Raw genomic sequence first — 15,954 nt, 5'->3', positions numbered from 1 at the left:
TTTGGATCCACCTTGGTACAGTCGTAGGTAGACAAACATCCATTTTACTTTTTCAACTCCTCTTCTATGATTGATTTTAAATACATCCATTATACTGCCTTTGTAATGAGTCTATTAGGGATTCTAGCTTTTATTGCTGATCTCGGTTTTTCACAATCCGAACAAACCCAATGGCTATTAAACGTTTTTTATTTTATAGTTCTAGCAATGGGTATGTTGGCGACCGTTTTGCGTTACTTAACTACCCATAGAGAATTCAAATTATCAGTAGTTCTGTTCGATATTGGAAGTATCCTTTTTACCTTAACTGCGGTATACTTACATGTATCGAAGGCTTGGCAAGAACATTTACACTCCATATTCTACGATGACATATGGATAAACCTTGCCGTATTTTTCTCTTTTATCAGAGAATTCTCTGAATTAAAAATGAACTATAAGCGCACAATCCTAAACCCAGCCCAGCTGTTTGTGATCAGCTTTCTTACCGTTATTCTGCTTGGAGCCTTGTTATTAATGCTTCCAAATGCTACCTATCAAGGCATATCATTTACCAATGCCTTATTCACGGCTACCAGTGCTGTCTGTGTAACAGGACTTATTGTGGTAGATACCGGCAGTTATTTTACCCTTTTTGGCCAAACAATTATTGTAGCTCTCATTCAAATTGGAGGATTAGGAATTCTTACCTTCGCAAGCTACTTCAGCTATTTCTTTAAAGGAGTATCCTCCTATGAAAACCATCTTGTGTTAAGTGACATGACCAATTCCAAAAAGTTAGGCGAGGTTTTCTCACTTTTAAAATACATTTTATTGATCACATTTGGAATTGAATTTATTGCCGCCATCTTAATTTATACGACTATAGATAGTCAACATTTTAATTCCTCCTTCGAACAATTATATTTTTCCGCCTTTCATGCTATATCTGCATTTTGCAATGCCGGATTCTCAACACTCCCTAATAGTTTATACGAAGGTGGTTTTAGATTTAATTATTCCTTACAGTTAGTACTTATTTGCACATTTGTATTGGGTGGTCTTGGTTTCCCTATTGTTGTGAATATTAAAAATTATCTAAAATATCGTATCGCTACTATTTTCAAAAAGAAAAAACAGCAATTTAAACCCTGGGTATTAAATTTAAATAGTAGAATAACCCTTATTACCACTGCTTCATTATCTATTATTGGTTTTGTTTTATTTTATATACTTGAATACAGTAATACGCTAGCTGAACATGATGGCTTTGGAAAATTGGTAGTAGCTCTTTTTGGGGCAACAACTCCACGGACTGCCGGTTTTAACTCCATAGATACCGCTGCTATGTCCTTCCCTGCCCTGATGATGGTTATTCTTCTTATGTGGATTGGTGCTTCCCCGTCTTCCACAGGAGGGGGGATAAAAACCAGTACATTTGCCATCGCTACTCTTAATATATTTAGTCTGGCTAAAGGGAAAGATCGTATCGAAGTATTTCGAAGAGAAATAGCAGATAGTTCGGTACGACGAGCGTTTGCCATTATTTCTTTATCGCTTATTGTCATTGGAACAGGGGTGCTAATTATCTCCATTTCAGATCCCGAAAAATCCCTAATAAGCATTGCTTTTGAATGTTTTTCAGCTTATAGCACTGTTGGGCTTAGCCTAGGAATAACAGGTAGTCTAAGTATGACAGGAAAACTTGTTATTATCGCTATAATGTTCATTGGACGGGTGAGCATGCTTTCCATTATAATTGCATTTTTCAAAAAAGAAAAACATAAAAATTACAACTATCCTACAGAGGAAATTACCATTAACTAATTGTAAAATCATGAAATATATCGTTGTTGGACTTGGAAACTTTGGAGCCTCTTTAGCCGAAAAACTTACAGCTCAAGGAAATGAGGTTATTGGAATTGACACCCGAATGGCCAAAGTGGATTTATATAAAGAACGCATCTCACACACCATTTGTATGGATGCCACCGATGAGTTTACAGTATCTGGCCTACCCCTTAAAGATACTGATGTGATTGTGGTTGCCATTGGGGAAGATCAAGGTGCAAACGTAATGGCCACTGCTCTATTTAAAAACTTTCAGGTAAAGCGTCTTATCAGTAGAGCTATTAATCCTCTCCATGAAAAAGTGCTGCACGCAATAGGTGTGGATGAAATAGTTCACCCAGAGGAAGAAACTGCCGAAAGATGGGCTAAAAAGCTATGTCTTAACAACGTAATTGATTCCTTCGAACTTAGTGATCAATATTCCATCATTGAAGCCAATGTACCTAAAGAATATATAGGCAAAAGTATTTTAGAAATTGGGTTTCGACCTCAATTTAATCTTCTTGTTCTTACCATTATAAAACCAATTCAAGTACAAAGTATTTTAGGAAAAACTCACACCGAACGGAAAGTTCAAGGAGTTGTTACTCCGGAAATGGTACTTGAAGCCACTGATATACTGGTGTTGTTTGGCTCAAACAAGGATGTTCAAAAATTCTTGAAATTCAAAGAATAAATAATTCTCAATTCTAAAGTATAGGTAGCAGAATTTAATTCCTTTCAAAAAAATACTTCATTGGAAGTGTACCACATGTTAACTTATGGTACTTACTAATCATACGTTGCTTTTTAAAAAATGGAATTAAATTCAAATAACATACATAAGCTTTTCGATAAGTACATCAACAACGAATGTACTACTGAAGAAATAACTTTATTACACAAGTTTCTAGATTCTTACCAACGAGGCTCCCATGATGTAACATCTCTTGGATACGATAGTAAAGATGCTTTTAAAAGAAAACTTTGGGACAAAATCTCCAAAAAAACACACACGAAGGGGCAGAAAAAAAGAAGAATCACTCCTTTACTACGATATGCAGCCATCTTGATATGCATTATTAGTGCCGCACAATTGCTGAAGTGGTATACCACTCCAACAAATTCTAAAGAGCTATTTATAGAGGATCAAAGTATCACCATTACGAATTCCAAAAACGAAAAACAATCATTAGAATCAAATGATAATCATACCATTACCAACAAACAAGGCCATGTAATAGCAATCCAAACGGGAAATCAACTAAGTTTTAAGGACAATGCCTCCATAAACGATATAGTGTATAATGAAATCTATGTCCCAAAAGGAAAAACCTTCACCTTAGTATTATCGGATGGTACTGTGGTACACTTAAATGCCGACACTAAACTTACCTTTCCCTCAAATTTTCATCCAGGAAAGGATAGAGAAGTATTTCTAAATGGTGAGGCCTATTTTGAAGTAGTTGAGAACAAAGATGCTCCATTTAAAGTACAAACTAATGACCTTAAAATAACGGTACTTGGAACACAGTTTTTAGTGAACACCTACAATCAAGATCCTTTTGCGGTGTTAACTGAAGGAAGTGTAGCATTACAAATAGCTGACCAACCATCACCAAAAACGGTTATAATCCCAGGTCAAAAAGCCACATTGAAGTCTCAAAAATTCGAAATTAAACAAGTAAACACAGCCAACTATCTCTCTTGGATTCATGGAGAATTAGTATTTGAAAATGAACCATTCCTGGAAATTATTAAGAAAATTGAACGTCGATATAACGTTCAAATCATAAACACTTACGAAGCTTATAACAATGTAGAATTCAGAGGAAAGTTCGATAATGAATCCATAATTGATATGTTAGAAACCTTTAAAGAAAGTGCCCTTTTTGACTACAGCATCCAAAACAATCAAATAATTATAACTAAACCGAAAAACAACTAAAACTATGAACTAAATACCACCAAAAAAGTCGAGAATCGCGGCCACGATTCTCGACTCAAAACCGATTTCAACCGTCAAACATTAACTAATCAAAATCAACCAAAGTTATGGAAAAAACACCATTGTTTTCCTTCATATGGGAAAGCAGTCAAAAAAACTACCTAAAATTGAAACTAACATTTTTTTTGTCTGCAATTACATTGATGAATGTATACGCGAACTCTTATTCACAGAATACTAAAATTTCAATTAAAGCTGTCAATACACCAATTGAAAAAATATTGGAGGATATCGAGGCTAAAAGTGATTATAAATTCTTTTTTAAATCCGATGAAATTGACGTACATCGCAAAGTTTCTGTAGCCTATAAAAATACAAGTGTAAAACACATATTGGAAGGTATCTTTTCAAAAGATATCCAGTATACACTTGTCAAACAACAAATCATCCTAAAAAAATCTGAAACTACATCAGACAAGGAGATGACAAAAGAACTACAGCAAATAATAACAGGAAACGTTGTGGATTCCAATGGGTTACCAATACCTGGAGTAAGTGTGTATATCAAAGACACTAACCGAGGAACTAGTACTGATGAGAAAGGTAATTTTACAATTACAGCAAACTCTGGAGAAAGTATTGTTTTTTCTTACCTAGGATTCATCACCCAAGAAAAAACAGTAACTTCTGACACCCGAGTACTTACCATTTCAATGATAGAGCAAACCAACACCCTTGAAGAGGTAGTTGTTATTTCAACGGGTTATCAAGAAATTTCCGAGGAGCGCGCTACAGGATCCTATGAAACTATAAGCAAAAGCCAAATTGAAAAACCCGCTTCTTCCATCTCGGAAAGACTTGTGGGCATGGTTGCTGGTTTACAAACAACTACAAGTGCAAATGGAAATATTAGTTTTGAGATTAGAGGTCAATCAAGCCTTTACTCTTCCTCATCTCCCCTTATAGTGGTAGATGGCTTTCCTGTAGAAGATGGATTTAGATCGATAAATCCTAATGATGTAGAAAGTATTACGGTTTTAAAAGATGCGGCAGCCGCTTCCATATGGGGTGCAAAATCTGCCAACGGAGTTATTGTAATAACTACAAAGAAAGCGAAGGCAGGTACCTCTAAAATCACCATTTCTTCCTTCTTAAAAATGTCTAGTAAACTGGATTTAGATTATGTAGTTCCTAATGCCTCAGCCGAGGAATATCTGGAATTCGATCAAATGAATTTTGAATCAAGTTTTTTCAGAAGTCTATTAGGGCCACTTCAGGGAGCAAGTGTTAATTACCTTGACCCTTACTCATTAGCAATGACAGCTATGAATGAAGCTCGTTTAGGAAGAATAAGCAACGAAGAGCGAGACGCAACACTTCTAAGGTTAAAGAGCCTTGATAATAGCAAACAAATTAAAGATCACTTATTACAAGCTCCATTAACTAAACAATACAACCTAAACATTGCAGGTGGAAGCGAGATAAATAGAAATAGTTTGTCACTTTTGTTTGAGGACAGCAGAGACTTCTTCCAGAAGAATGAAAACAACAAATTTCTAGTAAATTTTAATAACCAGACAAAAATTACAGACAAGCTTCATTTTGACTTTTCAGGTATTCTTCAACTCGCTAATACGACGAGAAATGGAGTTGACCTTAGTGATATTAGGGAATTAGCTCCTTGGGATATGCTAAAAAAAGAAGACGGAAGCCTAACCGACATGTCTTATTTAAAATACTATACTCCAAACTTAAATGAGTTCGTTCCTTTGGACAAATTCCCCTATGCCGACTGGTCTTATAATCCACTTACGGATATCAACAACAGAGATCTAAATAGCAAAAATTTTAATACCAGAATTCAAACTGGCTTGACTTTAGATGTTCTAAAAGGATTAAAGTTTTCTTCCAAAATTCAATATGAATTATACAAATCAGAGTACAATGATTACTATGGAGATAAAACCTTTACTGTTAGACAATATATAAATGAAACCTCAGGTTGGAATAAAAACTACCATCAAGTCCCAACCCAGAATGTACCTTCAGGAGGTATTCTTCAAAAGGGAAATACAGAAACGTCCTCATACAACTTTAGAAACCAAATTACCTTCAATAGAACCTTCCAAGGAAAACATACGATTAACTTTGTAGGAGGAACAGAATTGGTAAACAGAGTTACTAAAAGAGTTACTAACCCTACTACTTTTGGATACAATGATAAAAGACTAGGAAGTTCTCCCCTATTGAATCCAATTCAAGGATCTAAAATGTGGGATGGATTTCAATTGTCTTATGCGGATTGGTTCTACCCATTTAGACTATCACCAACTCATGTATTTGGAGAAAATACAGACCGCTTTTTTTCAGTATACGGGAATTTAGGATATTCTTTCAAGGATAAATACGTAGTTACAGGTAGTTATAGAACAGATGCTTCCAACCTCATAACAGATGATCCAAGTATTCGGTTTAATCCATTTTTATCCATTGGAGCAAGTTGGAATATTAGTAAAGAGGACTTTTTCCAAGATATTCATTGGGTTGATCGTTTAAGTTTAAGAACTACTTACGGCCTAAACGGAAACATTAGTACTCGTACCTCCTTTAAACCTCTAATCTCCCTTGCGAGTTCAAATAATTTATACACTGGGGAGTCTACAGCAAGCATTTCAAGTTTTGGAAATCCAACCCTGCGTTGGGAAAAAACTAAAACACTTAACCTAGGTTTAGATTTTTCCATTTTCAACAGAAAACTACACGGGTCTGTTGATGTTTATAATAAAAGAAGTGTGGATCTAATTGTTGATCAATCCATACCTTCTGTACATGGTACTACCAGTCAAAGTTTTAACAATGGAGAAATGCTGAACAAGGGTATAGAAGTTACTCTTGGAACCTATTTACCAATTAAAGAGAATGATATTGTATGGTCAGGTAGCTTCAATTTTGCTCATAACGATAATAAAATAGAGAAATTTTTTAGAACTAACTATAGCCATAGATCATATGATCTAATCGCAGGAGGCAGTGGTGCCTATGTAGAAGGATACAATGCCAGTACTTTATGGTCGTTCCAATATGGAGGATTAATGAATGTAGGCACAGAAGCAAACCCAGTATATAAACCCTCCATTTATGGTGCTAATGGTGAAAAAGTAGGACTTACAACATGGGCAGCTGGAAATATGATAGAATTTGTAAAGCCACAAGGAACCTTGGTAGCACCAACTGTAATAGGGTTTAGAAATAATTTCAAAGTATATGACTTTGACCTATCTTTTATTCTAACTGCTAAATTTGGACACGTATATCGAAGACACTCCTTTAATTACCCAAGTTCTAACAGAGGAAATTCTGGAATAAACAACAAGTTTTCAGAAGTAGCCAATGGTGATCCAAATAAAATACTTCCATTGCCTGATTTAGTAAATGGGGAACCTAGATATTATTTCTACAGTAGATTTCATCCATTTCTAGATTATTTAACAGAAGATGCATCTCACATTAGATTTCAAGAGGTGAGCATATCCTATTCGTTACCAAGCAGTATTACTGAAAAATTAAAAATAGATTCATTGAAATTCTATTTACAAGCCAATAACCTTGGTGTTTTCAAATTTAATGAGTTTGGAGAAGATCCTGAATACCCAATTGGGACACTTAGACCTCAGGCTGCTTATACATTTGGATTTAATTTCAATTTTTAACAACGGTACAACATGAAAAAACTTAGATATATAACTATAGCAGCATTTTCAATGGCTCTTTTGGCCAGCTGCACCGAATTTTTGGAAGAAGAACCTACAAAAACTTCAACGGTAGTACCGTCCACCGTTGAACATTTAGAAAGACTTCTTAACAATTACGGAAATTTTGCTTCTGAACCTTCCAGAGAAATTGCTTTTGGGACAGATGATTTTGGTTTATCCACAGATTTTTTTAATGCCAGTAATTCGGCATATGGAATTATGACAGTTCAATTTGCTACTTGGGACAAACAATATATTCCAAACGCCGATGCCCCTTATTGGACCACAGAATGGAAAAAAATTTTTATAGCCAACATGGTGCTTGAAAATTTAGATCGTGTTGAGGGATCTATTGAAACTAAAGAACAGTTGAGGGCTGAGGCTCATTTTATAAGAGCTTATAGCTATTTTAAACTAGCGGATGTTTATTGCTTGCCCTACAACCAATCAACTAAAAATGAAATGGGACTACCCATTAAGAAGTCAACTAGTTTTGAAGAACCTATTGAAAGAGCAAGTCTTGAAAGCACATGGGACATGATGAAAGAGGATATGGAAATAGCCCTTACTCTTGAAAAAGAATTCGGAACTTTCCAAGGACAAAAGAAAATATGGAGAGCAAGTACAGTATCAGTAAATGCCTTTGCAGCTCGTTTTTATCTGACATTAAATGACTATGAAAAAGCTGAAGAATATGCTGATCTGGCACTTTCAGAATATAGCTATTTAAGAAACTACAATACGGACATGCGTTATTCTGATCTGCCTACCCAGGTAACTATTTTCAATCCAGAGCCGGAAAATGTAGATATACTATATCCATACACTCATGACCAACAAAATATCCCTACGGATAAATTTGAATGGGGAGAATCTTATTACTATCGTTTTTTGACCAATGGGAGCTGGAACTATTACCCGTCTCAAGAACTTTTAAATCTCTATGATCAAGATAATGACCTCCGATACAAATATCATATTGTTGAGAACTACTCTTATGCCAGAGGAATTGTTGATCCTCCATATAGCCAACCAGGATATATATTTTTCTTCAAATCTGATATTTTAAGTGGTCCTTCTGTGCCTGAAATGTTACTAATTAAAGCAGAGGCCCAAACTAGACAAGGCAGATGGAATGAAGGTCTTACAACTGTCAACATTCTTCGAAATGCACGCATGGATCAATCAGCTCCTTCTACCCTTATCCAATTAAATGCAACCACTCAGGATGAAGCATTGGTCAAAATTCTAGAAGAGCGAAGACGAGAAATGCCTTTTGTATCCAGATGGCATGATGTTAGACGGTATAACAATAATGAAACAGGCATAGATGATGTTGAAATGACAAAGATTTTCTATCCATATAATGCGAGTATCATCCTTAAAAACGATGCACCAATACTATACACATTAGAAAAAAACTCAAGAAGATTTGCTAACCCTATACCAGAACAGGAACTGTTAACTTCCGATTGGATAATTAAACAAAATACGTATTAAAAATGAATAAATCAATGATTGGCTTACTAACCGCTATACTAGCGGTTAGTTCACTGATGAGTTGTAAAAATAGTTCTCAAGAGCAACCTGTAAAAAAGGTAGTAATCTATGGTACTATATCAAACTATGAACAGGATACGCTCTTTATGGATGATTATACGTCAAATTACAAATATTTAGAGGCAAATACGCATAAAATCCCTCTAAACAAGAATAATGAATTCTCTTATACATTCACCCTCGAAGAACCAAGATACTTTAAAATATCACGTACCTATTTATACCTTTCACCTGGAGATTCCCTTGAAATGAAACTGGATACTGGTTCTAGAGCAGATGCCATTTTTAAAGGACAGGGAGCGGATGCCAATAATTACCTCAGATCTTTACCGTATCCAAAAGGAGGATCATTTTTCGGAGAATTAAGAGACAGAGATCTCAAATTAAAATCCAAGGAAGAAATGGTCGGTACTTTTAAACCTATATTGGATGAAAAACTTACACAAGTTCAAGAGCTCACCAATGTTTCAAATACCTTTAAAGAACTAGAGACGGCTAGACTTTATTTAGAATATGCCAATACATTAGAAAGCAGTGGGTATCTCTATTATAGCGACTACTATCAAAAGAAAATTACAGAAGATGAAATGAATGCTAAAATAGCAGATGCGGAAACCTATCTTACCCCATACATTGTCGAAACTTACAAAAAAATAGATTATAACAATGTAGACTACTTACAATTCGAAGTGTTTCAAGGAAGTATTTTCACCCTCAACAATGATGAATACATAACTAAAAACAATCTTACGCCACTTAACAACGAGCTTAAAGATTATATTAGGGCAAGCAATTTGAAATATGCCTTCACACGACAAGGGTACACTAAAGAATTCTTAGATTATTACAATGAAGAAATTGTAAAGATTAAAGAGAAAAAGTATATAGGCTCACTCACAAAAGAACTAGACAAGTACAAACTTCTAAAACCAGGTTCTCCTGCTCCTCAAATAACATTTACGAATCTTAAAGGAGAAGAAATTCCATTGAGTACTTTCCATGGCAAAGTTGTAGTCATCGATCTTTGGGCAACATGGTGTGGTCCTTGTATGGTTGAAAAACCATATTATGAGGCCTTGGTAGAAAAATACAAAGATAATGACAACATTGTGCTACTTGCAGTTTCTATAGATACACACAAAGTTTGGACCAACTACTTTACGAAAGAAAAAGAAAAAGGAATACAGCTTCATATCAATAGAAGTGATTTGGCTGCTTATCAAATTTATTCAATACCACGTTTCTTTGTTATTGACAAAGACCAAAATATCGTAGATGTATATGCACCCTTACCTTCTACTGGTAAGTTAGAAGAGATGTTTAAAGAAATTCTTTGAATTAGTTACTAGGGTATTAATCTTATGTTTACGAATAACGGCAAAGAATATCTTTGCCGTTATTAATTTGAAATAAGTGCTCTTATTTGTCCTCTTAAATAAATAAAGGCTGTGAGATACTCACAGCCTTTGCTAGCTAATTCAAATTTAAAATCATTAAGATTTTAAGCGGTTTTACATGTTTATCATGTTATTTAAATTGGGAGATTCCTTCTTGTAACCAGTTATGGTAGGCCTCCACATCTGGGGTATAGCCTACGGGCGTATTCAGATTCTCCTCCTTATGGTCCATAAGAACATAGAAAGGTTGTGAGTTGGTCTGATATCGCAGCGTCTGTAGCTCACTCCACTTCTGACCTATATACTTCAACTTCTTACCAGGGCGAAGCTTCGAGTCTACCACTTCATCCGCCTCTAAAGCTCGCTTGTCGTCTACATACAATGAGATTAGCACCACTTCATTCTTTAGAATGCTCAGTACCTCAGGCTTTACCCATACATGCTGCTCCATCTTGCGACAGTTCACACAGGCATGGCCGGTAAAGTCTAGCATCACTGGTTTGCCTACTTCCTTGGCATAGGCTAGTCCTTTGTCATAATCGGTAAAGGCGACGATATTATGTGGGGCCAGTAGATGAGCTCCCTCAGGCAGGCTCTCTCCGCTTACATCAACACCGCCACTACTTAGTTGGGTATACCCCACTCCATAAGGGGATTCACTATAGTGCTGTGGGGGTGGAAAGGCACTGATAAGGTTTAATGGGGCGCCCCAAAGGCCAGGGATCATATAGATGGTAAAGGATAGTACTAAAAGGCCTAGACCTAGTCGTCCCACAGAGATATGACTCACAGGGGAATCATGGGGTAACTGAAGCTTCCCAAATAGGTAAAAGGCCAGGGTCCCAAATATAGCAATCCAGATGGCGATAAATACTTCTCGCTCCAATAGGTGTAACTGTAATACCAAATCGGCATTTGATAAAAACTTAAAGGCTAGGGCTAGTTCTAAAAAGCCCAGTACTACTTTCACTGTGTTTAACCAGCCTCCTGACTTTGGGAGACTGTTTAACCAGCCGGGGAACATCGCAAATAGCATAAAGGGTAAGGCTAGGGCCAAAGAGAATCCGAGCATCCCTATGATGGGGGCGATTCCCCCTTTACTGGCTGCCTCTACTAGAAGGGTACCTACAATAGGACCGGTACAGGAGAAGGAAACTATGGCTAGAGCCAGGGCCATAAAGACAATCCCTAGTAGCCCGCCTCTGTCGGCCTGCCGGTCTACCTTATTGGCCCATGAGTTGGGTAGCATGATTTCAAAGGCTCCTAAAAAAGAGGCGGCAAAGACCAGCAACAATAAAAAGAACAAAAGGTTAAACCATACATTGGTCGAAAGGGCATTCAAGGAGTCTGCTCCAAAGATTCCTGTGATTAACGAGCCTAGGAGTACGTAGATCACTATAATGGAGATCCCATACAAAATAGCATTCTTAATCCCTTTAGCTCTGGTCTTACTTTGCTTGGTGAAAAAGCTAACCGTCATCGGAATCATCGGAAACACACATGGGGTTAAAAGAGCCGCAAAACCAGAGAAAAAAGCGATGATAAATATCGACCATAGGCCTCGTTGGGGGGTATCTTCTACTGGGGCTGCTGTGCCTGCAGCGGTATTTACAACCGCATCAGGGCTACTTGCTTTTGTTAGATCAAATGTAAGGGTAACCTCAGAAGCAGGTAAGCATTTGGCAGTATCACATACCATAAATTCAACGTAGCCAGTAATACTGGAAACTTCCGAGGAGGTAGTTATTTTTTGGGTGAAAACTGCCGTGTTTTCAAACCGCTTTAAATCCATGGAAAATACAGGGTCGTTACCCACACGACCTTCTTCTTCGGTGGTATTACCCTCTATGGTAAAAGTACCCTCACTATCGTCATAGAGAAACATGGTCGGACTAGGACCGTTCTCAGGTACAGTTTGGGAGTACAAATGCCACCCCTTCTTTAAGGTGGCTTTGCTTACTAACAGGTATTGGGTATCGGATACTTTCTCAACAGAGGTGGTCCATTGAATTGGGGAATCGCCTTGTGCAAAAGCACCCAAAAAACTAACCAACGCTGCAAAAGCAATAAGAAATTTTCTCATGCGGTAGGCCTACTTTATTTTACGTTGAACACCAATTCTACTTCCGTTGGTGGTAAACAACGAGATTCATCACACACCATAAACTCTACAGTGCCTTTTACTGTAAAGGGTACCTTCCCTTTTAAACGTATGCGTTGCTTAAAGGTAGCTTTGCTGTCAAAATACTTAATGTCCATCTCAAAGACAGGATCAAAAACAGTCTCACCGGATTCTTCCTGGGTATTCCCTTTCTTTAAATACTTCTCATTACTTTGGTAACTAAAACGAGTAGGAATGGGACCATCCTCAGGAACAACTTGGGAATATAAATGCCAACCGTTGTCAATAGTAGCAGTGGCTATCAATTCATATTCAGTATCCGTAATTTTCTTTACAGAGGTACTCCACTTTACTGGCTCTAATACTTGTCCATGAGCCACTACTAAGCCTAATAAGGCCATCAATAAAATTACTTTCTTCATCGCTTTCATTGTTAATTTGTGTTCTTTAGGTTACTAATGTTGATACACTAAAACTGTACCATTTTACTCCTGAAAATCCTCAGGATAAAAAATAATATCTAGTATATCTGCATTCTTTAAAAATCGTTTTGCTGCTTTACGTATATCCTTGGTGGTTACCTGAGAGAGTATATCCTCTAAATACGCCGGAGCACTCATGTCCTCGCCTGTCGTATAATAAGACTGTAAGGCATTCATCCAGAAACCATTGCTACGAGTACGATGCTCATTATCCTTCTTCAAATTCGTTACTACCTTTTCTAAATCTGATTCTGATACCTTTTGTTGAATAAGATCTAGTTCATTATACACTAAAGTCTTTAGATAAGAGGCCTTTTCAGGATCACAAGAAAATGAAATATTCATTCCTTGCTCCATTTGTTTACTAGCATTTAGCTTTGGATTTCTCCCGGATTGTGTTTGAACACTAACCCCATAGGTACCTCCCTCCTTCTCACGAATACTCTCTTTATAACGCATATTTAAAATGGCTCCCATTATGGAATGATAAATAACGTCTTCTCTAGAATAGTCCCTTAATTCACGTAATTTAACTAAAACTGTTGCTTTTGGTTGCTCCATGGGAATTTTTATTGCGTATTCATGCTTACCTGAAGGATAATAATCAGCATGCGCCACCCAAGATTCTTGTCTATCAAGGTCCCTTATTGAGCCAAGGTACTTTTCCACTAGTGGTCTCAGTACCTCTTTGGATACATCTCCTACAATATAAAAGATAAAATCACTGGCATCAGTAAATCGCTCTTGATAAATCTCCATTACGCGATCATAGCTAATTTTTTCCAGATAGTCCTGATCAAAAGGAAGTTTTCTGGGATCACCATTATTTACAATTTCTCCGTACTTCTCATTCAAAGCAGATTTTGGAGTGACTACTTTATTGGCTACAGATTCCTTTAAACGCTCGATCAAATCTTCATGCATTTCTTCATCAAAACGAGGTTCCTCAAAACGCATATAAACCATTTGAAGCATTGTCTCTATATCTTTAGTAGTTGATGAACCATTAACTGACTCCGTATAATCTCCTAAACTGTAGGCGGTACTTGCTGACTTTCCAGTTAACACTTTAGGTAAATCAGTGGCATTAAATGCTCCCAAACCATAGCGTTTTACATATTCAGCTGCGCCAGCAAAGGAAGGAATGTCATCAACCCCATATAAAGATCCTCCTCCATTACTAATTGCTTGTAATGATACATTGTTTTTCTGATAAGCTGCATAACGATATACTACAGTGGCTCCATTGGAAAGTTTCCACTCAGTCGCTTTGAAATTATCCAAACTACGTTCTGAAACAATAGCTCCCCCTTCAGGCTCTTTGGATAACAATTCCATATCAGTGGGAACCTGTTCTACATAAGGATCAAGGTTTTTGGTAGTGGCTTTATGTACAATTGATTCTAATTCTTCTACTCCTGGATAGGTTTCTTCACGTCCTTCAGGTGCCGTCACAAGGTAAAATCTATTTTCAGAACTAAGATATTTAGAAGCATAGGCTTGTAATTCTTCTAAACTTACTGTGGATAATACTTCTTTAGAAAAATGATAGGTAAACTCTGAATCCGGAATGGAAGTTCCTTGTAAATAAGCGTCTTTCACTGCCTTGGCATACCCCTCAGAGCTTATGTTATTTCTTTTTTTATACTTGTCCTCAATGTTCATCAGTGAATTCGTTTTTAATCGATCCCATTCACCTTGAGTGAATCCATGAAGAATAACCCTTTGTAGCTCATCATACACCGCTTCAAAGGCCTCTAGGGATCTGCCGGGTTTGGCAGAAACACTGACCTTAAATACGTCATAGCCTTGAACAAAACTAGTATTCCCTACTGAACCCTTTAAAAAAGGAACATTCTTTTCCATGGCTGCTTCACGAAGACGATTAATCATAAGTGAATTGAAAAAGCTGTTTATATGCTTTTCTCGAAGTTCAGCCAATGTATTTCCTGAAGTGACCTTATGCTTAATGCTAAGGGTAACACTGGTGTTTTTGATTTCCTTATCAGTAGCAAAAACATACAGTGGGTCTTTGTTGTCTGGGATGGTAACAAAACCACGTTCTTTTGGATTCTCAACAGCAGGAATAACCGAAAACAATTCTATTACACGCTGTTCAACTGCATCCACATCAATATCCCCCACAATGGCCACTGCTTGTAAATCGGTACGATACCAATCGTGATAAAAACTGCGTAAGGAGGCATAGTCAAAATTACGAACCACATCCATGCTCCCTATTGGTGGTCGAACTGCATACTTAGAACCATTATATCGAATCGGATCAATTTTTTCAGATAAGCGTGTCCCTAATCCTAAACGAGAGCGCCATTCCTCTTGAATAATTCCTCGCTCGGCATCTATTTCTTTTTCCGTTAGTGATAATTCATTACACCAATCACGAAGAATAAGTAAACAAGAATCTACTACCTTTCTATCAATAGTAGGTACTTTACTTATATTATACACAGTTTCATTATAAGAGGTATATGCATTAACTTCCTTACCGAACTTTACACCATGTCGGGCTAGAAAATCTACCATAGAATTCCCAGGAAACGTGCTTGTACCATTAAAGGCCATGTGTTCCAAAAAGTGAGCTAATCCAGATTGTTCATCGGTTTCTAATACAGAACCTACATTCTGAATAATATAATAACTCGCTCGCTCTTTTGGGACTTTATTATGTCTAATAAAATAGGTCAGCCCATTGGGTAATACTCCTTTACGAAAGGATTTATCAAAGGGAACTTCTTGTGTTAAATCATTATACCGCAATTGAGCATGTAATTGATTTGAGAATAATAAAAGTCCAGCTATATATAATATTATGTTTCGCATTGCTATTGTTTTGAGCAAACCTAGAAGTAATGAAAACTACTTC

At 36.8% G+C, this 15,954-nt stretch carries 9 protein-coding genes; 6 read left to right on the top strand and 3 right to left on the bottom strand.

All coding sequences use genetic code 11. From position 1 onward, the window contains the following. Nucleotides 1-66: 66 nt before the first annotated feature. The 6 genes from PT603_RS02190 to PT603_RS02165 all read left to right on the top strand — a co-directional run bounded on the left by PT603_RS02190 (nucleotide 67) and on the right by PT603_RS02165 (nucleotide 10,406). Nucleotides 67-1,806, top strand: a complete 1,740-nt coding sequence (locus tag PT603_RS02190) for a TrkH family potassium uptake protein (RefSeq protein WP_008239050.1) — start codon at nucleotides 67-69, stop codon at nucleotides 1,804-1,806. Nucleotides 1,807-1,816: 10 nt separating this feature from the next. After that, nucleotides 1,817-2,506, top strand: coding sequence for a potassium channel family protein (locus PT603_RS02185; RefSeq protein ID WP_008239049.1), 690 nt, complete (start codon nucleotides 1,817-1,819; stop codon nucleotides 2,504-2,506). 120 nt (nucleotides 2,507-2,626) lie between these two features. After that, nucleotides 2,627-3,757 carry a FecR family protein gene (locus PT603_RS02180; protein WP_008239047.1) on the top strand — a complete coding sequence of 377 codons (1,131 nt, stop codon included), beginning with the start codon at nucleotides 2,627-2,629 and terminating at the stop codon, nucleotides 3,755-3,757. A gap of 167 nt (nucleotides 3,758-3,924) precedes the next feature. Then, nucleotides 3,925-7,467: a SusC/RagA family TonB-linked outer membrane protein gene (locus tag PT603_RS02175; RefSeq protein WP_162097723.1), complete on the top strand. Its 3,543-nt coding sequence runs from the start codon at nucleotides 3,925-3,927 to the stop codon at nucleotides 7,465-7,467. 12 nt (nucleotides 7,468-7,479) lie between these two features. After that, nucleotides 7,480-9,009 carry a RagB/SusD family nutrient uptake outer membrane protein gene (locus PT603_RS02170; RefSeq protein WP_008239039.1) on the top strand — a complete coding sequence of 510 codons (1,530 nt, stop codon included), beginning with the start codon at nucleotides 7,480-7,482 and terminating at the stop codon, nucleotides 9,007-9,009. A gap of 2 nt (nucleotides 9,010-9,011) precedes the next feature. Next, nucleotides 9,012-10,406 carry a TlpA family protein disulfide reductase gene (locus tag PT603_RS02165; protein WP_008239037.1) on the top strand — a complete coding sequence of 465 codons (1,395 nt, stop codon included), beginning with the start codon at nucleotides 9,012-9,014 and terminating at the stop codon, nucleotides 10,404-10,406. Nucleotides 10,407-10,596: 190 nt separating this feature from the next. On the opposite strand, the gene PT603_RS02160 is transcribed toward PT603_RS02165, so the two are convergent. The 3 genes from PT603_RS02160 to PT603_RS02150 form a co-directional block, all read right to left on the bottom strand. Then, nucleotides 10,597-12,549 (bottom strand): protein-disulfide reductase DsbD family protein, encoded by a 1,953-nt coding sequence (locus tag PT603_RS02160; RefSeq protein ID WP_274239186.1) that lies wholly within the window; start codon nucleotides 12,547-12,549, stop codon nucleotides 10,597-10,599. Nucleotides 12,550-12,563: 14 nt separating this feature from the next. Next, nucleotides 12,564-13,010: a protein-disulfide reductase DsbD domain-containing protein gene (locus tag PT603_RS02155; protein ID WP_050951140.1), complete on the bottom strand. Its 447-nt coding sequence runs from the start codon at nucleotides 13,008-13,010 to the stop codon at nucleotides 12,564-12,566. 63 nt (nucleotides 13,011-13,073) lie between these two features. Further along, a complete protein-coding gene (locus tag PT603_RS02150; RefSeq protein WP_008239937.1) occupies nucleotides 13,074-15,911 on the bottom strand; it encodes a M16 family metallopeptidase in 2,838 nt (945 codons plus the stop codon). Nucleotides 15,912-15,954: the final 43 nt, after the last annotated feature.

Source organism: Imtechella halotolerans (genome assembly GCF_028743515.2).
Classification (GTDB): Bacteria; Bacteroidota; Bacteroidia; order Flavobacteriales; family Flavobacteriaceae; genus Imtechella; species Imtechella halotolerans.
Note: the sequence above shows the minus strand (reverse complement) of the source record. Positions and strands in the feature narration are given on the sequence as shown.

Coding starts and splice junctions, on each gene's coding strand:
- PT603_RS02190 (WP_008239050.1), top strand. CDS start 67: ATGATTGATTTTAAATACATCCATTATACTGCCTTTGTAATGAGTCTA.
- PT603_RS02185 (WP_008239049.1), top strand. CDS start 1,817: ATGAAATATATCGTTGTTGGACTTGGAAACTTTGGAGCCTCTTTAGCC.
- PT603_RS02180 (WP_008239047.1), top strand. CDS start 2,627: ATGGAATTAAATTCAAATAACATACATAAGCTTTTCGATAAGTACATC.
- PT603_RS02170 (WP_008239039.1), top strand. CDS start 7,480: ATGAAAAAACTTAGATATATAACTATAGCAGCATTTTCAATGGCTCTT.
- PT603_RS02165 (WP_008239037.1), top strand. CDS start 9,012: ATGAATAAATCAATGATTGGCTTACTAACCGCTATACTAGCGGTTAGT.
- PT603_RS02160 (WP_274239186.1), bottom strand. CDS start 12,549: ATGAGAAAATTTCTTATTGCTTTTGCAGCGTTGGTTAGTTTTTTGGGT.
- PT603_RS02155 (WP_050951140.1), bottom strand. CDS start 13,010: ATGAAGAAAGTAATTTTATTGATGGCCTTATTAGGCTTAGTAGTGGCT.
- PT603_RS02150 (WP_008239937.1), bottom strand. CDS start 15,911: ATGCGAAACATAATATTATATATAGCTGGACTTTTATTATTCTCAAAT.